A 19423-nucleotide genomic window follows, 5' to 3' on the forward strand; every position below is an offset into this window, starting at 1 on the left:
TTATTGATTTACGAGCCAAAAAAAAGCCCTCGACGCGATTAACGTAGAAGGCTCTTGTGTGTCACTGATCAAGCATTAGGTTCGACCCCGACAGAGCATTTGCGCTCCAGGGGCGTTTTCTCCCACTTGGCGATAACCAGGGGTGCAATTGCATTACCCAGCACGTTCAAGGTGGTAGTGCCGCTGTCGATGATCCGGAAGATCCCGGCGATCAACGCAACCCCTTCCAGCGGCAGCCCGGCAGATGCCAGGGTGGCCGACAGAATGATGATGGCAAACCCAGGCACACCCGCGGCGCCCTTCGACGTCAGCACCATGGTGACCACCAGCAAAATCTGCTGAGTCAACGACAGATCAATGCCATAGAGTTGGGCAATGAAGATTGTCGCCACACCAAGGAAGATCGAAGCACCGTCCAGGTTAAACGCATACCCCACCGGCACCACGAAGCTGACGATGCGCCGAGGCACGCCGTAGGCTTCCAGCTTGGTCATCAACTGCGGCATTACCGCCGCAGAGGCTGCGCTGGAGAAAGCCAGAATCAGTTCGTCACGGAAGTACTTGATCAACTTGAAAACGTTTTCGCCGATCAGGTAGCAAATGCCGCCGAGCATCACCAGTGCAAAGGTAATCAGCGCCAGGTACACCACCCCGATCAACTTGAGCAACGGCAGCAACGACGCAAATCCGAAGGTCGCCACCGTAGCGCCGATCATGCCGAATACACCGATCGGTGCGTAGGCCATGACAAACGACACGACCTTGAACATGGCATCGGAGAAGCCCTGCACCACCGCAATAACCGGTGCGCTCTTCGCTTTAGGCAAGGTGTTCAACGCCATACCCAGCAACACGGCAAAGAACAGCACCGACAGCAACTTCGCTTCCGACATCGCGACAATCACGTTATCGGGCACGATGTTTTGCAGGATGATCAGCGCGCCTTTCGACGGTTCCATGTGCACGGCAGCCGCGTTATGGGCGATCCCCGCGATTTCGGTGCCTTTACCCGGCTCGAACAGGTTGGCGAAGCACAAGCCAAGCACGATGGCGAGACTGGTGATTGCAAAGAAGTAGATCAACGACTTTGCGCCCATGCGCCCAAACGATTTGTTATCTCCGCCCCCGGCAATGCCGAGGATCATGCAGCAGAAAACAATCGGCACGACGACCATCTTCATCATCTTGATGAAGATATCACCGAGCGGTTTAAGAATTTCGGTACTGACCCACACTTGATTTTCCGGGTGGGTATTGAAATACCAACCCACGAGCACGCCAAGCAACAGCCCGGCAACGATTTGCCAAACTAAGGGGATACGTTTCATGTCTAGCCTTTTTGTTGGAATGAAAGGACTGCTTTAAGCAGTAGCTAGATTCATGAGCTTCCAGCTCATTTATGTTTGCCCGGCGCACTCTATTGCGTGCGCCAGTTTTTATTATTTAGCGAAGAGCTGACTCATATCCTTGAACGCCTTGAACTCCAGTGCATTGCCGCACGGGTCGAACAGGAACATCGTGGCTTGCTCGCCGACCTGGCCCTGGAAGCGAATGTAGGGTTCGATCACAAACTGGGTCGCGCGCGCTTTCAAACGCTCGGCCAGGGCTTCCCATTGCGCCCACTCCAGGATGATGCCGAAGTGCGGAACCGGTACGTCGTGGCCGTCTACCGGATTGCTGTGCACGCTTTCCTGCGAAGCAGTTTTTGGGTGCTCATGGATGACCAACTGATGGCCGTAGAAATCGAAGTCGACCCACTGGTTGCTGGAACGACCTTCGGAAAGACCGAACACCTCACCGTAGAAGTGACGTGTGGCGGCCAGGTCATACACAGGGATTGCGAGGTGGAAAGGAGAAAGACTCATCAGGACTCCGATAACAATTTTTATTGGTTTGTGATGCCGGACACCGTGGTCGCTGCCCGACGACTTTTTTGAAGGTGGATTTATGCTAAAGCCGCACCAGCTTAAAAAAAATCAATATAAATTTTTCACAAGCACAATTTTATTTTGTTAATAGAAGGGTTCTGCTCACTGCTCCCTACCTGCCATCGCGCACCGCCGCGCCAGCCCTGCAACCACAACCTTGACGTCAACATCGGTTGGGAGCTGCACAGCCAGAAAGCGTCGAACTGGACGGCTGAGGTCGGCGTTTAATTCAACTCGCGATCCTTGATATGGGCAAGCGGCGCCAGCAGCGATGGGTCGAAGGGGTCCGGCGCACGGCCATCGAGTAACCGTTGCAGCAGGTCAGGATTGGCCAAGGCAGCTTTGCCAACGGCGATAACATCTGCGCCCGCCTGCAGGGTTTGTTCAACGCTGGGCGAGTCCTGCACGCCGCCGTTGGCGATCAACGCGACACCCGGCGCATAGCGGCGAGCCAGCGTTGCAAGGCTTGCCTCGTTACCGGGGAAGGCCGGCTGCCAGGCTCGATGCTCCGTGACATGGATGAAGTCGACACCAGCGTCAGCCAGGCTGCCGAAGATCACCTGCGCATCGCGCTCGCCACCCGCCCATTTGTGCTGAAAATCATTGACCTTGCCCTGGGATATACGCACACCCACCGGCGAGTGCCCCACCACCCCTTTCACTGCGGCGATGACCTCAAGCGTCAGGTTCAAGCGCTGGCGAACATCACCGCCCCATCGATCTTCGCGTTGATTGGAGTAGTCGGTCATGAATTGATCCAGCAAATAGCCATTGGCGCCATGGATCTCGATACCGTCGAACCCCGCGATCTCAACCGCCCGTTTAGCCGCCTGGGCAAATCCCTCGATGGCATCAGCAATAGCTTCATCGCTCATGGCCTGTGGAACCCGGTACACACCCTCGCCGTGATAGAACTTCATCTGCTCGCCTTTGGGGCGAATGGCCGAAGGCCCGGCAGACTGCTCGACAAAACGGTTGGCCTGGCTCAAGGCGCCGGCATGCATGATCTGTGCGATGGCCGCGCTTTCATGGCGATGAATCGCCTCGACCACCGCGCGCCAGGCCAACGCCTGCTCGCTGTCGGTGATACCGGGTTGGTTCAGGTAGCCCTGGGCATACTGCCGATCGGTGTAGATCCCTTCCGTGATGATCAAGCCAAAACCGCCACGGGCAAAACGTTCGTAATATCGGGCCATTGCAGGCGTGGCATTGCCGTTCTCATTGGCACTGACGCGTGTCATGGGTGCAAGCGCCATGCGATTTTTCAGTTTAAGAGCGCCCATATCGAATGGAGTTACACTGCGCAGGTTTGGTGCTGTCATGATTTGCCCTCACTTATTTGCCAGCCATGACGATAAGCGCGGCAATAGCCCATTAGAAGCGCACACTTGCAATAAGGCGCCTTAACGGAAACGGTTATAAGCATGCAAATTCCCGAGATAGAGGTGTTCGCCAACGTCGCCATCAGCAGCAGCTTGTCCGAGGCCGCGCGACGGCTCGGGTTGTCGGCGATGACCGTCTCACGACGCCTGGCGGCCCTGGAAAAAGACTTGGGTGTGCGCCTGGTACACCGCACTACACGCTCCGTCGCACTCACGCCGGAAGGCGAAATGTACCTGCCTTACGCAAAGACCATGCTCGAGGCGAACGAAGCGGCACGGGCCACGTTGAAATCCAGCACAGGCAGTGCCAGCGGCACATTGAGGGTCACCGCGCCCAGCGTCTTTGGCCAAACCGTTATCATGCCGCTGCTGCCAGCGCTGCTGGCTGACAACCCAACCCTCAAGGTCGACCTGACATTATCGGACAGCATCATCGACATCGTCGGGCTCGGCATTGATGTGGCCATCCGCATCGCCACGTTGCGCGACTCAACATTGGTGGCGACCAGCCTGGCACCCAACCCGCGCGTCGTCTGCGCAAGCCCGACTTACCTGGCGCAATGGGGCACACCGGCGGTGCTGGATGACCTCAACCATCATCAGTGCATCGCGTTGCACGGCATGCCCTACTGGCCGTTCACCCAAAACGGTGACGCTGTCACTCATCGCGCTCACGGCAGTTTCTCAGCCAACAGCGTCGAGGCGGTGCGCACGGCGAGCAAGCAGAACTTGGGCTTGGCGATGTTGACATACTGGGACATCAGAAACGAACTTGCCGAAGGCTCCCTGGCCCTTGTCACATTGGCGGATGCGGTACCCGAGCAACTTTCCATCACTGCGGTGCTTGCGACACGTCAGCATGTTCCGCGCAGAGTGCGGGTGTTCGTTGAGCACCTGGAACAAGCGCTCAACAAATGAAAGGAGCCGCGACAGCATCGCGGCGTATGACTCAGCGGCGCAGGAGACGGTCCAGCACCAGCAGCGCGACTGCACCGATTGCAAGTGCAGCAACGGGTTTCTCTTTTACGAACGTAGACACGCTGTCCAGTGCGTCGCCATAACTCTGGGTGAGCTGACCAGCAACCTGCCGACCCGCACCTTCAGCTTCCAGCTTCGAATCACCGAACAATTTCCCAACGGCGCCCTGGGCTTTGCCGGCAAGTTTTTCCGCAACACCTTCGACTTGTTCACTCTTCATCATTCACCACACCTTAGCGCGTAATAGGTAGATAACTCAGGTCGACCTGAGCCACGGCAATCTGCACAGCGTTAGGGGGATGGGCATTATGATTAGTTCAAAATTGATGAGGTTGCGAATCTGCGCGCACTGCGCCTGCTTTGCGCATGTTGCAGGAAGACGAGGTGCTCTCACTCGTGGACTTCAATGGTTTTGCGCATAGGCGAAAAAAGATGCCGAAGCATCTATTCAGTAAATCGAAGGCAAAAAAAAGCCACTCGTTAGAGTGGCTTTTTCTTTGTATTTGGAGCGGGAAACGAGACTCGAACTCGCGACCCCGACCTTGGCAAGGTCGTGCTCTACCAACTGAGCTATTCCCGCGTCTTGGTGGTGTGCATTCTATAGAATCCACAACCCCCGTCAACCCCTTGATTCAAAAAAGTTTTATTTCTTTTCAACGGTGGTGCGCAGGTGCGGCCAGGCCGCGCGCAAATACTGAAGCATGGACCACAAGGTGAGGCCGGCGGCGATCAGCAGCAAGGCGTAACCAATCAGCACCCACATCGAGAAGTCCGACGGGTTGGCCAGCAAAATGACCAGCGCAAGCATTTGCGCGGCGGTTTTCCATTTGCCCATGTTGGAGACGGCCACGTGGGCGCGGGCGCCGATTTCGGCCATCCATTCGCGCAGGGCCGAGACGACGATCTCGCGGCCGATGATCACGGCGGCCGGCAGGGTCAGCCACAGGTTGCCATGTTCCTGCACCAGCAGGACCAGGGCCACGGCGACCATCAGCTTGTCGGCCACAGGGTCGAGGAACGCGCCGAATGGCGTGCTTTGCTCCAGGCGGCGTGCCAGGTAGCCGTCAAGCCAGTCGGTGGCGGCAGCGAAGGCAAACACCGAACTGGAGGCGGCGTAGCTCCATTCGTAGGGCAAATAGAACAACAAAATGAAAATCGGGATAAGCAGGACGCGTAGAACGGTGATCAGATTAGGGATATTCATCGGCACAACTGGCTACGAGGTGAGAAGGCATTCTATTCGCTGTGCAGACTTGCATAAATCAATTCTGCGAGCTTTTTACTGATACCGGGTGCTTTGGCTATTTCGTCAATGCTGGCACGGGACAGCTCCTGCAAGCCACCAAAATGTTTAAGCAGGTCGCGACGGCGGGTCGGGCCAACACCTGCCACCCCTTCCAGGGTTGAGGTTCGCCGGGTTTTGCCACGGCGGGCACGGTGGCCGGTAATTGCAAAGCGGTGAGCTTCGTCGCGAATCTGTTGAATCAGGTGCAATGCAGGCGAGTCGCCCTTCAAAGTGAACTCATGGGCGGCATCATTCAAGTACAACGTCTCGAAACCGGCCTTGCGCGTGGCGCCCTTGGCCACGCCGAGCAGGATCAGGTCAGGCACCGCCAGTTCGTTGAGCACGTCACGGGCCATGGACAACTGGCCCTTGCCGCCATCTACCAACAGGATATCGGGGAGCTTGCCCTCGCCGTCCTTGAGTTTGCTGAAGCGCCGCGTCAGGGCCTGATGCATGGCAGCGTAGTCATCGCCGGCGGTGACGCCTTCGATGTTGTAGCGCCGGTAATCGGACTTGATCGGCCCTTCCGGCCCGAATACCACGCAGGAAGCCACGGTGGCTTCGCCGCTGGAGTGGCTGATGTCGTAGCACTCCAGGCGCTGTGGCGGTTCATCCAGGTTAAGCACTTCGGCCAGGGCATCGAAACGTGCGGCAACGTGCTGACGATTGGCCAGGCGCGCGCCCAGGGCCTGTTCGGCATTGGTCACGGCCAATTGTTGCCAGCGCGCGCGGGTGCCGCGTACACGGTGACTGATGTCCAGCTCACGGCCGCGCAATTCGTGGATCGCCTCGATGAGCGTGGGGAAGTCCTCATGCACCACGTTGACGATCAGTTCGGACGGCAAGTCGCGCTCAGGGCTACTCACGTAGTACTGGCCAAGGAAGGCGGCCATGACTTCGGCCACTTCCTCGTCGATACCGGTCTGCGGGAAGAAGTTCTTGCTGCCCAGCACTCGCCCGCCGCGCACGCTGATCAGGTGCACACAGGCGCCGCCGGGGTTGACGAAGGCAGCGATCACATCGACGTCGCCAGTGCCGCCCTCCATGCTTTGCTGGTCCTGCACGCGGCGCAACAGCGAGATCTGGTCGCGCAGCTCGGCCGCCCGTTCGAAATCCAGGGTGCTGGCGGCCTGCTCCATGGCGCCGGAGAGTTCGTCGGTGAGGGCATTGCTGCGCCCTTCGAGGAACATCACCGAATGGCGCACATCTTCGGCGTATTCCGCCGGTTCAACCAAGCCGACACAGGGCGCCTTGCAACGCTTGATCTGGTATTGCAGGCACGGCCGCGTGCGGTTCCTGTAGAAGCTGTCTTCGCACTGGCGCACAAAAAAAGTCTTTTGCAGCAGGCTCAGGCTTTCGCGGATCGCGCCGGCGCTCGGGTACGGGCCGAAATACTTGCCCTTGGCCTTCTTCGCGCCTCGGTGAATGCTCAGGCGTGGGAAGTCACCGTCGGACAAATACACATAGGGGTAGGATTTGTCGTCACGCAGCAGGATGTTGTAGGGCGGCCGCCATTCCTTGATCAGCGTCTGCTCCAGCAGCAGCGCCTCGGTTTCATTGGCAGTGATGGTGGTTTCAACCTGGGCGATACGCGCCACCAGGGCGGCGGTTTTCGGCGCCAGCCCGGTCTTGCGAAAGTAGCTCGCCAGGCGGTTTTTCAGGTTCTTGGCTTTGCCCACGTAAAGCAGGCGTGCCTCGCTGTCGAACATGCGGTACACGCCAGGGCGGCCACTGCAGGTTGAGAGAAAGGCACTCGGATCAAACGGTGTGGTCATGTCAGGCGCTGGCGTCCACCATGCCGTGGCGTACCGCGAGCAGGGTCAATTCAACATCACTGCTGATGGCGAGCTTCTCGAAAATACGATAGCGGTAGGTGTTGACGGTTTTAGGCGACAGGCACAGCTTGTCGGAGATCGTCTGCACCTTCTGGCAGCCGACGATCATCAAGGCGATCTGTATTTCCCGCTCCGACAACGCATCAAACGGCGAGTCGCTGGTAGGTTGGAACGACTTGATCGCCAACTGCTGGGCAATCTGCGGGCTGATATAGCGCTGGCCGGCAAATACCAGGCGTATGGCTTGCACCATCTCGGCCAGGCCTGCGCCCTTGGTCAGGTAACCGGCGGCTCCCGCTTGCAGAAGGCGTGTAGGAAATGGATCTTCCTCGCACACGGTGACCACCACGACTTTAATGTCCGGATGGCTGCGCAGCAATTTGGTCGTGGCGCCAAGACCGCCAATCCCGGGCATCTTGACGTCCATCAATACCACATCGGGTTTCAACTCCCGGGCCTTGATCAGGGATTCCTCACCCGATTCGGCCTGGCCGACTACTTGCAGGCCATCGATGTCAGCCAGCATTCGTGTAATGCCCGTACGAACGAGATCATGGTCATCGACTACTAGCACCCTAATCAAGCAGACACCTCGCGATATGGTCTTATAGGTTGCTGAACACCTTAGCAAAAAACCAAGGCGCAGACCTAGCTGCAAGCGTCATATATATAGAGTTTCAACGTGGTGAAGCTGCCCATCGGATGATGAGCAGCGCTGTTTCCTGGGTAAAAGGTCAGGAATCCTGGGCTTGCGGTTTGATTTTCCCACTCAACGCGACGGAATGTTCGGCCAGGGTGGACGTGAGGCGGCGGATTGCATCCTGGTCTTCCTTGAACATGGCGCGATAATCGCCCAACACCTTCTCTTCGATCCGGCTGAGGTTTTCCAATTGAATCGGTGTGGCAACGCCGGTCAACACGTACAGGATATCAACACCTTTTTCGGCTACCCGTGACAGATAGTCGGCTTTAGGCGCCCGCCCTCCGTTTTCATATTTGCCCTGGGCATTGGCCTCAACCCCTCCAATTTCACCAAACACTTTTTGCGACAGGCCAAGTCGCTCTCTTTCCTGCCTTAAACGCGAACCGATTCCACTCATTTGGATGTATGATCCTATCTGGCACACCCCAAGAGGTGACACACTCATCTCGGTTTACACAAACTTGAACGGTTTTGAACTATGCCCGGAATCCTTACTGCCGCACAAGCCAAGGCTTGGCTGGAACATCAAGGAAAGTCAGTTCAAGCGTTCGCACGTGAACATGGCGTTGATCCGGCCACCACGTATCAAGTGCTCGCTGGGCGTAAAAAGGGACGGCGTGGGGAAGCCCATAAAGTAGCGGTTCTGCTGGGAATGAAAGAAGGGATTATCGTGGATGAGCCCGTGGCTCAACACCGCGATCCAAGCAGCGTGTCCTGAGCGCAGTATGCGCTTATTCCTACGCTGTGCTTGATTTAGTCCACAGCGCCAGCCTGACACTCGCGCTCCATGCGCCAAAAGCAATCTTCCTCCCCGACAATGCTTAAACCCTGGCGCTGATACAGGCGCTTCGCCGGATTGGTCTTGAACACGGTCAAGCGTAAAAGGCCCAAGCCCTGCGCGCGCGCCTTGAGTACCATCTGCTGCAACACCCAACTGCCTGCGCCCCGTTTACGACAGCGCTCAAGCAGGTGCAATTCGCGAATATAAAGCGCCCGGCTGTCACGGCTGACGCTGATAAACCCCATCACGGTTTCACCCTGGCAAATCAGCCAGTTTTCACGCGAAGCCCAGGCGACATCAAAACCATGGTCAGACCACAATAAATCGTACTGCAGGTAGTAGCGATTCATGGCTTCATGGGTCAGCGTTCGCGCGAATGGCAGGTCGCGGTCCGTCGCCGCGCGCAGGTGAAAAACCATTTCAGAGGGCTACGACTTGGCCAGTCCAGTGCTGGCCGTCGCGACGCCCAATCACCAAGGCCTCGCCAATGCCCGGTGCGCCGGCAAGCAGGCGCCCGTCCGCAGCCCAGATAGCGCTGCGCCCTGCACAGGTATAGTCGCCGGACGGACCACCATGGTTGGCCATCAGGACCAGCATGCGATGCTCGGCGGCATACCCCTGAAGCAGCGCGCTGTCGGTTGCGTACCCGCCTTCGCTGATCAGCACACCGGCGGCGTACACCGTAGCGCCGGCCTCTGCGGCCAGATGCGGATGGCTGGCGTGGGAAAAGTCCGCACAGACCGCCAGTGCAATCCGGTCATCCGCCCATTCGAGTGCTGGGCCGCCCTGCCCTGCGACAAACGCCACCTCTTCGCCCGGGTGCAGATGTTGCTTGGTGTAGACCGCCAACGAACCGTCCGCGCCCAGCACCAGGGCTGCGACAAACACACCCGTCTCGGGTGACAGGCGAATCGGCATGCCCACCACTGCGGTCATTCGCAGTTCCTGCGCCATCTCGCGCAGCGGTGCCAGCAACGCGTCCTCGGGAGCAATCGCCAGTTGGGCTGCCAGGGCCGGCTCATAGCCGGTCAACGACAGTTCCGGAAACACCAGCAATTGCACGCCCTGCTCCGCCGCCGCCTGCATAAACGCCAAATGCTGCTGAAGGTTGGTCCGCACGTCGCCGGCGATGGAAGTGGTTTGAGCAGCGGCAAGGGTCAAGGCAGTCATGGTCGCGTCCTGGCAATCATTATTAACGTGTGAACAGCATATCGGTACTCACCCCATAGCCGTAAGTAGGTCACGCGATAGAAATTACTGATTGAACCCACACCGGTGGCTCTAGTAAGCTCCCCCCATCATTTGGAGACACACCATGTTGCAACTCACCCACACTCAGGTTTGCCCTGCTGCCAGCGCCCCGCGCTCGGTGTCGGCTACCCGTGTGAGCGGTTTGAGCGCACTGGTCAGCTTTTATTTTGGGTATTGGTTTAGCCACTGGCGCGCCTGATACCTGAAATCGGCGCCCACTACTCAAGGGGTCGCCTACCAGAGAAATCTAACCCCCGGTCGGCTCCCCGACCGGGGGTTTTGTTTTTTCAAGGCCCCAATAATTCTGCTTCACACCGAACACTAAAGGACTCACGACATGAACTACGCCACCTATTACCGTTACGACACTTCGACTGCATGGCGATTTAGCAAGCTCCGTTCGGGACAGCCTGCCGCCTCCGATCGGTCACCTATTGGTGGCAAGCCAACACACGTAGCCAATACGGCCAATTGTCGAACACCCCAGTAGGGCAGAGCGTGCGGGAACAACCCGCCGCTTGCCCAGGAAGCCTTGAATATGAACTCTGCCACCGCCGCCTTGCCTGTTGCCAACCTGTCCAGCGCCAATGAAGCCCTGACCCAGCGCCTGCCCAGCTCGCTTGAACTCAAGCACCAGTTGCCCCTCAGCCCGTTCCTGAATGAACAGATCCACGCCCATCGCCAAGCCGTGCGCGCCATCCTCAATGGCGAAGACTCGCGTTTGCTGGTGATTGTCGGCCCGTGCTCGATCCACGACCCCGAATCAGCCATGGAATACGCGCGCAACTTGAAGAAGCTCGCGCTGGAAGTCAGCGACCAGATGCTGCTGGTAATCCGCGCCTACGTCGAAAAACCGCGCACCACCATCGGCTGGAAAGGCCTGGCCTACGACCCGCACCTGGATGGCAGCGACGACATGGCCGCCGGCCTCACGCTGTCGCGCGAACTGATGCGCGAGATGCTGCGCCTGGGCTTGCCGGTCGCCACCGAGCTGCTGCAACCCATGGCCGCCGGCTACTTCGATGACCTGCTCAGCTGGGTCGCCATCGGCGCACGCACCACCGAATCGCAGATCCACCGCGAAATGGCCAGCGGCCTGGGCATGCCGGTCGGCTTCAAGAATGGCACCGACGGCGGCGTCGCGATTGCCTGTGATGCGATGCGCTCAGCGTCCCACCCGCACCGCCACTTCGGGGTGGACAGCCAAGGCCATCCGGCGATCATCCAGACACCGGGCAACCCCGACACGCACCTGGTATTGCGCGGCGGTCATCGTGGGCCGAACTACGATGCGCAAAGCGTGGCGCAGGTGAAGCACGACCTGGCCAAGTCCAAGGTCGCGGCGCGCATCATGGTCGATTGCAGCCACGCCAACAGCGGCAAAGACCCATTGCGTCAGCCGGCAGTGTTCAACGACGTGCTGCAACAGCGCCTGCAGGGCGACACGTCGCTGATCGGCATGATGCTCGAAAGCCACCTGTTCGAAGGCTGCCAACCATTGAGCGCGTCGATGAAATACGGGGTGTCGGTGACCGATGGTTGCCTGGGTTGGAGCGGCACCGAGCAATTGCTGCGCAGTGCGGCAGAGCGCCTTCGCCAGCAGCACACAGCCAACTGATCCATGCAGATCAAAATGTGGGAGCTGGCTTGCCTGCGATGCAGACACCTCGGTGTGTCAGGTACACCGAGTTGATGCTATCGCAGGCAAGCCAGCTCCCACATTTGAATATCGTTGCGTTCAGGACAGTGGATACAACGCCTCATCAAACTGCGCCAGCTTCGGAAACACCAAGGGCTGCTCATCCGCCAGCCCTTGCAGCCGCAACCCGTACTCCTCCAAAAACGCCTGCCGCGCCTCGGCACTGATATACGGCACATGCCAGGCCACAAACGGCGCCAGCACTTCGTACCCTACATACGCCAAGGTGCCGCGCAGAATCGGCCGCAGCATCTCCTCCAATGGCCCGTGAATCGCACCTTCACCAAACATATGCTCGCGCCCGCCCAAGGTCACCGTGACCAGCGCGCGCTTGCCCGCCAGCCCGCCCTGATCGTAAAAACGCTTGCCGCCGTAACACACGCCGGACACCAGCACCCGGTCGATCCAGCCCTTGAGCATGGCCGGTGCCGAGAACCAGAAGATCGGGAAGTTGAGGATCAGCAGGTCGGCCCACAGCAGCTTGTCCAGTTCGCCCTGGATGTCCGCCGCAATCGACTGATTTTTCACGCCCAGGCGCTGCTCCAGGGCATACACCAGATAATCCGCGTTCTCCCGCGTGGCAAAGTCAGCGGCCGATGCCACCGGGTTCCACTGCATGGCGTACAGGTCGCTGACCTGCACTTCGTGGCCCTGGCTTTGCAACGTGCCGAGCGCCTGATCGCGCAGCGCCGCGGTAAACGACTGCGGCTCAGGGTGAGCGTGAACAATCAACACCTTCATGTGCATTCCTCAAACAGTGGGCGCTGCCCGTTGGGCCAGCAAATGGTCGAGCCAGTCCGGATCCATTTCCGGCTCCGATGAAAACAACAGGTCGGTGTAAGCCTGGTACGGCGGGGTAAAAATCGCGCCGCGGCTGCCGTGGTCGACCACCCTGCCCCGCTGCATCACCAGCACCTGTCAGCAATCGCCCGCACGGTGGCCACGTCGTGGGTGATGGTGATTGATCGACGCCACCACGTCCTCGGCGCTGTGTTTGAGAAAGTCCCGTCGGTGCATCGCTTGAGTCATTTTGTTGTTGTTTTCGCTCATGGTTTTGCTCCTCTAAAGGTCAACAGGCACAGGCATGTTTGAGCTCGATCAGGGTCACGCCATTGCGTTTGAAACCGTTGCGCAAGTCCGTCTGCAACTCATCCAGGTTCTTGGGTTGGTTCACGGTGCAGCCGAACGCCTGGGCAAACAACGCAAAATCCGGGTTGCGCGGCAGCACGCCGATGGGCTCGATATCCAGGTGGAGCATGTCGTCGCGGATCTGACCTAGGGCGTCGTTGTTCCACAGCAGCACCACCAGCGGGCTGTGCAACTCCTCGACAGCCGTGGCGAGTTCCTGGGCGGTGTAGAGAAAGCCGCCATCGCCCACCAGCACCAGGCCCGGACGCAGCGGCGCGCCGAACTTGGCGCCAATGCCAGCGGGCAAGCCATAGCCCAAGGTGCCGTAGCCAGTGGGGTGCAGCCAACTGCGCGGGGCGCGGCTGCGGTAGGCGTAGTTGCCGGTGTAGGCCAACTGGGTCATGTCGCTGCTGATAAAGGCGTTAGCGGGCAGCTCGGCCTCGATGCGGTCAAGAATGGCCTGGTGAATGGCCTGCAAAGGGCCGTGCCCCAACTCCACCGCCTCAAGTAATCTCGCGACCTGGTGGCGTGCCGCATCGGTATTTCGCGGTGCCGGCGGCAGACATTCGAGCAAGGCCAGCAAGGTCTGTTGGGCATCGCCTTTGAGCGCCACGGCGCAGGGGTAGAAATCGTTGAACTTGCTCGGGTCGAGATCGATGCGCAGCAGTTCGCCGCTGATGGGCAAGCGTTCGCGCCAGTAATCGGTGTCGGCCATTTCCGTGCCCACGGCCAGCACCACATCCGCCTGGCTGATCAGCTGCCAACCGGGTTCCACACACAGGGTGGCACCGGCATTCAGCGGGTCATTCACCGGCAGTAAACCCTTGCCGGCCACACTGCAGAAAAACGGCGCCGCCAACAACGTGCTCAAGCGCTGCAAGGCCTCACCCGCCGCCAGCGCGCCGCCACCGGCAATGATCATGGGGCGCTTGGCCGCCGCGAGCTTGGCCACCGCCTGCTCCAGCGCGTCGGCCGATGGCAGTCCGCGCCCCGGACGCCGCACGACTTCATGGCTCCAGTCGCGCTTGATCGGCGCTGCCAGCACATCCAGCGGCACCGAAATATGCACCGGCCGTGGGCGCTCGCTGTCGAACACCGCATAGGCGCGGGCGATCAATTCGGGCAAATCCTCGGCACTCAAGGCCAGCGCCGAAAACGCGGTGATCGGCGCGGTGATGGCGCGCTGGTCCTGGGTTTCGTGCAGGCTGCCCCAGCCTTTGCCGAGGCTGGCGGTGTGATTTACGCTGGAGATCACCAGCATCGGGATCGAATCGGCGTAGGCCTGGCCAATCGCTGTAGCGGCATTGGTCACGCCGGGCCCGGTGATCACAAAACACACCCCCGGTTTGCCGCTGACCCGCGCATAGCCGTCGGCCATAAAACCGGCGCCCTGCTCGTGGCGCGTCAGCACGTGGCGAATGCCGCTGCCGGGCAAGCCGCGATACAACTCAAGCGTGTGTACGCCGGGAATGCCGAACACGGTGTCGACGCCATAGTTGGCCACCAACCGCACCAAGGCCTGGCCGCCGGTCAGGGTCTTATCTTGCATGTTCATCTCCTAGGCGAATCAACGCATCCACCGCGAGCGTGCCGTGGGCATTGACCAACAATGGGTTCACATCCAGCTCCAGCAACTGCCCGGCGTTGGCGCAGGCGTAGTCGGCCACCGCGCGAATGGCCGCCACCAACGCATCCATATCCACCACTTCACGCCCGCGAAAACCTTGCAGCAAGGCCGCGCTGCGCAGGCTGAGCACGGCGTTGCGAATCGCCTCATCGGTGGTCGGCAGCAGCAGGCTGCGGCTGTCTTTGAGCAACTCCACGAGGATCCCGCCAGCGCCAATCACCAGGGCCAGGCCAAAGTTATTTTCCCGCTTGATGCCCACGATCAACTCGGCCAAAGGCTTGGTAGCCATGGCCTCCAGCAGCAGTTGGTCGAAGACCACGCCCGGCGCATAGGCGGCAATCTGCCCGCGCATTTGCACAAGCGCGGCGGTCAGGGCGAACCCATCCTGCAGGTTGAGCGCGACAGCCCCGGCTTCGGTTTTGTGCGGCAGGTCGGTGCTGACGGCCTTGAGCACCAACGGGTAACCCAACAGTTTGGCGTCGGCGATGGCGCGCCCTGGGGTGCTCAGCACCGCCGCAGGCGTGCTCAAACCAAAGGCGCGCAAGGCCTGTTTGGACGCCCACTCATCCAGCGCCAGGCCAGGGCCCGCAAGCGGCTGCGGGCACAGCGGCGCAAGGATCGATTCGCCGCGTTCCAGCAACACACGACGATGGTTTTGATAGTCGGCAATCCGCCCCCAGGCAGCCAGTGCATCTTCCACGCCTTGCAGCGCGGCAATGCCGTGGGCATGCAGGCGTTCGCGAGCATGGGCCGGCAGTAATTCGGGAAAGGCCGAGGTGACAAAACCGGTTTTGCCATGGCGGTTGAGCGCGGCGCAAAACAACTCCAGCAACAGGTCGCATTCCTTGCGCTCGCCGGTGAATTCGGCCGGGTAATCCAGCACCAGCATCGCCGCATCGGCGTCGGTGCGCAGGGCCGTTTCGAGCATGCGTTCGAGCGCCTCGCGATCGCCCCAGATGGCGGTGGTAAAGTCCAATGGGTTGACCAGGTTGGCGTAGCTGGGCAGCACCTGCGCCAGCTCGGCGCACTGGCCTGCGTCGAGTGTCGGCAAGGCCAGTTGGTTGCGCTCGGCGTAGTCGGCAATCAGCCCGGCGTCGCCACCGGAACAGGCCAGTGCGATCAGGCAATTACCGGCCGGCAGATTGCCGCAGGCCGCGGCCTTCAAGGTTTCGACAAAACTCACCGGCCCGCTCACGCGGATCACGCCAAGCCGCGCAAACAGGCTGTCGTACAGCGCATCGGAACCGGACAGTGAACTGGTGTGACTCAAGGCCAACTCGGCGCCGATCTGCGACACGCCGGTTTTCAGCGCGATAATCGGGATGCCTTTTTCCAGCGCCTTGTGCGCCGCACGGGCAAACCCCGGCACATTCTTCAAGCCTTCCAGGTGCAGGCCGATGGCGGTCACGCGCGGCTCATCAAGCAGCACGTCCATCAACTCGGCAACCCCCAACTGTGCCTGGTTGCCTACCGACGCCATATAGGCAATGGGTAGCGAGCGGTCGCTCATCGACAGGTTGTAGGCGAAGTTGCCGCTTTGGGTGAGCACCGCCACGCCCTTCTCTACCGCCTTGCCGCCGTGGGCCACCGGCCACAGCGCGGCGCTGTGCAAGTAGTCCAGCAGGCCGTAGCAGTTGGGGCCGAGCAAGGCCATGTCACCCGCCGCTGAAACAAGCTGCTGTTGCAAGGCCGCACCACTGACGCCCGTTTCGGCAAACCCGGAGGCGTAGCAAATGGCGCCGCCGGTGCCGATGGCGGCGAGTTCGGCCACACAGGCCAAGGTCAGCTCACGGTTAGTCGCGATAAACACCGCATCCGGGCCGCAAGGCAAATCGGCAACCCGACGTACACACGGGATGCCGTCGAGGCTGTCATGCTGCGGGTTGACCAGCCACATTTGCCCGGTAAAACCGCCGTCCGCGCAGCGCTTAAGGGCGCGGGCCATGCTGCGCCCGCCGACAAAAGCCAGGTGCCGGGGCGCCAGCAGGCGCTTGAGGTTGTCGCCAATAGCCTGGGACATAAGCATTCTCCGCGCCGATCAGCGCAACAACGGCCGCAACAGTTCACGGGCAATAATGTGCCGCTGGATTTCCGACGTGCCTTCCCAGATCCGTTCGATCCGCGCGTTACGCCAGATGCGCTCCACCGGCCCTTCGTCCATCAAGCCCATACCGCCGAAAATCTGCACGGCTTCATCGGCCACCTTGCCCAGGGTCTCACTGGCAAACAGCTTGGCCATGCCGGCCTCGCCATCGGTCATGCTGCCCTGGTCCATCTTCCAGGCGGTGTGCAGGGTCAGAAGCTCGGCGGCGCGAATCTGCGTGGCCATGTCGGCCAGCTTGAAACTCACGCCCTGGTAGGTGCCGATGGGCTGGCCGAACTGCTTGCGGTCCGCCGCCCATTGCAGCGACACGTCAAGCGCACGCTGGGCCTGGCCGACGCAGTTGGCAGCCACCATCACCCGGCCGGCGGTGAGCCAGGCGTTGGCCACGTCCCAACCCTTGCCGACTTCGCCGAGCACTTTGGAGGCGGGCACACGGCAGTCGTCGAAGAACATTTCATAGGTGTGATAACCGCGGTTACTCACACACTTGGGGCCACGACGGATGGTCATGCCGGGCGTATCGCGATCGACCAGGAATGACGTCACCGCATTGCGCTGGCGGCCGTTGTGTTCGTAGGTGTCGGTCACGGCAAACACGATGGCAAAATCGGCGTGGCCGGCGTGGCTGATGAAGTGCTTGCTGCCGTTGATCACAAAGTCATCGCCGCTGCGCACGGCGCGGGTCTTGATCGCGTTGGCGTCGGAGCCGGCGCCGGGTTCGGTCAGCGCAAAGCAGTCGATTTTTTTGCCTTGCACGCACGGCAACAGGTAGTCCTCGACCTGCGCGCCGGTACAGGCCATCAGGATCTTCGACGGGCGCGCGACAAACACATGCAGCGCCCACGAGACCTTGGACAGCTCGCGTTCGATCAACGCCTGGGACAGGTAATCCAGGCCGCCACCGCCCACCTCTTCGGGCATGTTGAACGCATAGAAACCGGCCGCGACAGCCTTGTCGCGAATCTGCGCGGCCAGCTCGGGCGACACCGCGTCGGCGCGGTCCACCGCGTCCTCATGGGGCAGCAATTCCCTGGCAACAAAGCTGCGTACCGCGTCCACCAACATGTCTTGTTCTTGGCTGAGTTGGAAATTCATGGCGCTACCTGTGTGGGCTTCCTGTGTGGGCTTAGCGACCGGAGAAAACCGGCAGGCGTTTTTCCATCGAGGCACGCAGCGCCTCGGCGCCGTCGCCGCTGCGCCCGCACAACAGTCCGGCGGCCAGTTCGGCCTCAAGCTGTTCAGGCAGGCTGCGCCCGGCGCCTTCGCGGATCAGGGTTTTGGTCTGGGCGAAGGCGAAGGTCGGGCCGTTGGCCAGGCGCGTGGCCAGCTCGCCCGTGTGAGCGTGCAGATGCTCATCGGCGACCACTTCGCCCACCAGCCCGGCAGCCAGTGCGCGCTCGGCGCTCCACAGCTCATCAAGGAACAGCAGGCGCTTGGCTTGCTCGCTGCCGATCAGGCGTGGCAAGTGCCAGCTGGCGCCAGCGTCCGGCGAATACGCCATGCGGGTGTAGCCGGCCTTGAAGCGCGCCGATTGGGCGGCGATACGCAGGTCGCAGCACAGGGTCAGGTCCATGCCGGCGCCGACGGCGGTGCCGTTGATCGCAGCAATCGTAGGTTTGTCGAGGGTATGCAGGCGGGTCATCAGGGCGTGAGCGGTTTCGGTCCAGCCGTAGGTTTCCAGGGCGCCACGGGACTCGGCGTCGGCCCACTCAGTCAGGTCGGCACCAGCGCAAAAACTGCGGCCGCTGCCGGTAAGCACCACCACGCGCACACTGGGGTCGGTGTTGAACGCTTCGAGCATGGCATGCAGGTGCTTAAGCGTTGGGATGTCGAGTGCATTGCGCTGCGGGCCACGGTTGAGCGTGATCCAGGCAACGCCTGCTTGCACCAGCGTGAGCACGGGCGAATCGGTAGTCATGGCTTCCTCGAATTATTTTAATTGGCGTGAGGGGTGCGACATGGCGAGATACTAAACGAGTGTTCAGCAAGGAGGCAATCGGCAAACTGCAAATATTTTCAGGCCGAAAAAAAACGCTCGAAAAGAGCGTTCAGGCGCTGAAAGGAAGGTTCAGGCTTTGAGCTGGTAGCGCGCGCGACCACCGCCTTGCAGGCCGTCGACCCAGGCTTCGCAGATCTGGATGCCCTGCTGCGGCGTGAATGTGCCGGGGTTGAGCCCCGACTCCAGCCACAACCCATCGAGCAACGCGCTCAAGCCGATGGCGGCCAAATCAGCATCGAATTGCTCCCAGCCTTCCTCGTTGGCCATGTCCGCCAACGCCGATCGCATGATGGTGCGGTACTCGCCGTAGGAATGCTCGTGGGCCTGGTTGATGGCCGGCGCGGTCTTGACCGCGCCCCAGAACACCAGCCAGGCATCCAGCAATTGCGGATCTAGCAGCTCAGCCGAAAAGGAGCCACGAAACAGCGCCGACAAACGCTCGCGCGGCTGCGGCGGCGCCTTGGCCATGGTCTCGCGCAACAGGCTCATGACTTGGGCGGTGATGGTGCGATAGGCCTCGGCCACCAGCTCATCCTTGCCCGAATAGTGATGGCTGATCAGCCCGACCGACACCCCGGCCTCGGCGCTGATCTTGCGGATCGAAGCGCCCTGGAAACCGTCACGCTTGAGGCACGTCAGCGTCGCCTGGACCAGGTTGGCCTTGCGCAATTGCGGCTCCATGCGGGAGAAACGCGATTCCTGGGTCATGGGGCGGTGTCCTTC

The 19423-nt window shown here is 60.5% G+C and carries 20 protein-coding genes, 1 tRNA gene and 1 pseudogene; 3 read left to right on the top strand and 19 right to left on the bottom strand.

Annotation, left to right across the window (positions count from 1 at the left end):
* Nucleotides 1–68: 68 nt before the first annotated feature.
* From ASE80_RS05610 to ASE80_RS05620, 3 genes are all read right to left on the bottom strand, one after another.
* Nucleotides 69–1328 (bottom strand): cation:dicarboxylate symporter family transporter, encoded by a 1260-nt coding sequence (locus ASE80_RS05610; protein WP_056858033.1) that lies wholly within the window; start codon nt 1326–1328, stop codon nt 69–71.
* Nucleotides 1329–1439: 111 nt separating this feature from the next.
* The gene (locus ASE80_RS05615; protein WP_056858034.1) at nt 1440–1865 is read right to left on the bottom strand and encodes a VOC family protein; all 426 of its coding nucleotides are present in this window, start codon (nt 1863–1865) and stop codon (nt 1440–1442) included.
* Between the two features lie 287 nt (nt 1866–2152).
* Entirely contained in the window at nt 2153–3250 is a 1098-nt protein-coding gene (locus ASE80_RS05620; RefSeq protein WP_056858035.1) for an NADH:flavin oxidoreductase, read from the bottom strand.
* Between the two features lie 102 nt (nt 3251–3352).
* On the opposite strand from ASE80_RS05620, the gene ASE80_RS05625 reads away from it, so the two are divergent.
* Nucleotides 3353–4228: a LysR family transcriptional regulator gene (locus ASE80_RS05625; RefSeq protein WP_056858036.1), complete on the top strand. Its 876-nt coding sequence runs from the start codon at nt 3353–3355 to the stop codon at nt 4226–4228.
* A 31-nt stretch (nt 4229–4259) separates the two neighbouring features.
* Here the strand turns inward: ASE80_RS05625 and ASE80_RS05630 are convergent, their stop codons facing one another.
* The 6 genes from ASE80_RS05630 to ASE80_RS05655 all read right to left on the bottom strand — a co-directional run bounded on the left by ASE80_RS05630 (nt 4260) and on the right by ASE80_RS05655 (nt 8508).
* Nucleotides 4260–4508: a CsbD family protein gene (locus ASE80_RS05630; RefSeq protein WP_056858077.1), complete on the bottom strand. Its 249-nt coding sequence runs from the start codon at nt 4506–4508 to the stop codon at nt 4260–4262.
* A 284-nt stretch (nt 4509–4792) separates the two neighbouring features.
* Nucleotides 4793–4868, bottom strand: a tRNA-Gly gene (locus ASE80_RS05635).
* Nucleotides 4869–4931: 63 nt separating this feature from the next.
* Nucleotides 4932–5492 (bottom strand): CDP-diacylglycerol--glycerol-3-phosphate 3-phosphatidyltransferase, encoded by a 561-nt coding sequence (gene pgsA, locus ASE80_RS05640; RefSeq protein WP_056858037.1) that lies wholly within the window; start codon nt 5490–5492, stop codon nt 4932–4934.
* 32 nt (nt 5493–5524) lie between these two features.
* Complete coding sequence (gene uvrC, locus ASE80_RS05645; RefSeq protein WP_056858038.1) at nt 5525–7348, bottom strand: excinuclease ABC subunit UvrC; 1824 nt, start codon at nt 7346–7348, stop codon at nt 5525–5527.
* A 1-nt stretch (nt 7349) separates the two neighbouring features.
* Nucleotides 7350–7991: a response regulator transcription factor GacA gene (gene gacA, locus ASE80_RS05650; RefSeq protein ID WP_003190387.1), complete on the bottom strand. Its 642-nt coding sequence runs from the start codon at nt 7989–7991 to the stop codon at nt 7350–7352.
* 151 nt (nt 7992–8142) lie between these two features.
* The gene (locus tag ASE80_RS05655; protein WP_056858039.1) at nt 8143–8508 is read right to left on the bottom strand and encodes a helix-turn-helix domain-containing protein; all 366 of its coding nucleotides are present in this window, start codon (nt 8506–8508) and stop codon (nt 8143–8145) included.
* Between the two features lie 81 nt (nt 8509–8589).
* Here ASE80_RS05655 and ASE80_RS29825 point away from each other — a divergent pair, with 81 nt between their 5' ends.
* Complete coding sequence (locus ASE80_RS29825) at nt 8590–8829, top strand: DNA-binding protein (protein WP_082463564.1); 240 nt, start codon at nt 8590–8592, stop codon at nt 8827–8829.
* Nucleotides 8830–8864: 35 nt separating this feature from the next.
* Here the strand turns inward: ASE80_RS29825 and ASE80_RS05660 are convergent, their stop codons facing one another.
* Together ASE80_RS05660 and ASE80_RS05665 are read right to left on the bottom strand one after the other, a co-directional pair.
* Entirely contained in the window at nt 8865–9311 is a 447-nt protein-coding gene (locus tag ASE80_RS05660; protein WP_056858040.1) for a GNAT family N-acetyltransferase, read from the bottom strand.
* Nucleotide 9312: 1 nt separating this feature from the next.
* Nucleotides 9313–10062 carry a carbon-nitrogen hydrolase family protein gene (locus tag ASE80_RS05665; RefSeq protein ID WP_056858041.1) on the bottom strand — a complete coding sequence of 250 codons (750 nt, stop codon included), beginning with the start codon at nt 10060–10062 and terminating at the stop codon, nt 9313–9315.
* Between the two features lie 619 nt (nt 10063–10681).
* On the opposite strand from ASE80_RS05665, the gene ASE80_RS05670 reads away from it, so the two are divergent.
* On the top strand, nt 10682–11761 hold the full coding sequence (locus ASE80_RS05670; protein ID WP_056858042.1) for a 3-deoxy-7-phosphoheptulonate synthase: 1080 nt from the start codon (nt 10682–10684) through the stop codon (nt 11759–11761).
* Between the two features lie 120 nt (nt 11762–11881).
* Here ASE80_RS05670 and ASE80_RS05675 read toward each other — a convergent pair whose 3' ends face one another.
* The 8 genes and pseudogenes from ASE80_RS05675 to ASE80_RS05700 form a co-directional block, all read right to left on the bottom strand.
* Nucleotides 11882–12583, bottom strand: a complete 702-nt coding sequence (locus ASE80_RS05675) for an NAD(P)H-dependent oxidoreductase (protein ID WP_056858043.1) — start codon at nt 12581–12583, stop codon at nt 11882–11884.
* A 9-nt stretch (nt 12584–12592) separates the two neighbouring features.
* Nucleotides 12593–12798: pseudogene (locus ASE80_RS29830) on the bottom strand (ABC transporter); the annotation flags it as partial.
* On the bottom strand, nt 12761–12892 hold the full coding sequence (locus ASE80_RS31610) for a hypothetical protein (protein ID WP_256598328.1): 132 nt from the start codon (nt 12890–12892) through the stop codon (nt 12761–12763). The gene ASE80_RS31610 and the pseudogene ASE80_RS29830, both read right to left, overlap by 38 nt.
* 19 nt (nt 12893–12911) lie before the next feature.
* Nucleotides 12912–14519 carry a 5-guanidino-2-oxopentanoate decarboxylase gene (locus ASE80_RS05680; RefSeq protein ID WP_056858044.1) on the bottom strand — a complete coding sequence of 536 codons (1608 nt, stop codon included), beginning with the start codon at nt 14517–14519 and terminating at the stop codon, nt 12912–12914.
* Nucleotides 14509–16617 carry an acetate--CoA ligase family protein gene (locus ASE80_RS05685; RefSeq protein WP_056858045.1) on the bottom strand — a complete coding sequence of 703 codons (2109 nt, stop codon included), beginning with the start codon at nt 16615–16617 and terminating at the stop codon, nt 14509–14511. Before ASE80_RS05685 ends, ASE80_RS05680 begins: the two co-directional genes overlap by 11 nt.
* An 18-nt stretch (nt 16618–16635) precedes the next feature.
* Nucleotides 16636–17796, bottom strand: a complete 1161-nt coding sequence (locus ASE80_RS05690) for an acyl-CoA dehydrogenase family protein (protein WP_056858046.1) — start codon at nt 17794–17796, stop codon at nt 16636–16638.
* Nucleotides 17797–17827: 31 nt separating this feature from the next.
* A complete protein-coding gene (locus ASE80_RS05695) occupies nt 17828–18619 on the bottom strand; it encodes an enoyl-CoA hydratase/isomerase family protein (protein WP_056858047.1) in 792 nt (263 codons plus the stop codon).
* Nucleotides 18620–18769: 150 nt separating this feature from the next.
* A complete protein-coding gene (locus ASE80_RS05700) occupies nt 18770–19408 on the bottom strand; it encodes a TetR family transcriptional regulator C-terminal domain-containing protein (RefSeq protein ID WP_056858048.1) in 639 nt (212 codons plus the stop codon).
* Between the last annotated feature and the right edge of the window lie 15 nt (nt 19409–19423).

Source organism: Pseudomonas sp. Leaf15 (assembly GCF_001421425.1).
Lineage (GTDB): Bacteria > Pseudomonadota > Gammaproteobacteria > Pseudomonadales > Pseudomonadaceae > Aquipseudomonas > Aquipseudomonas salomonii.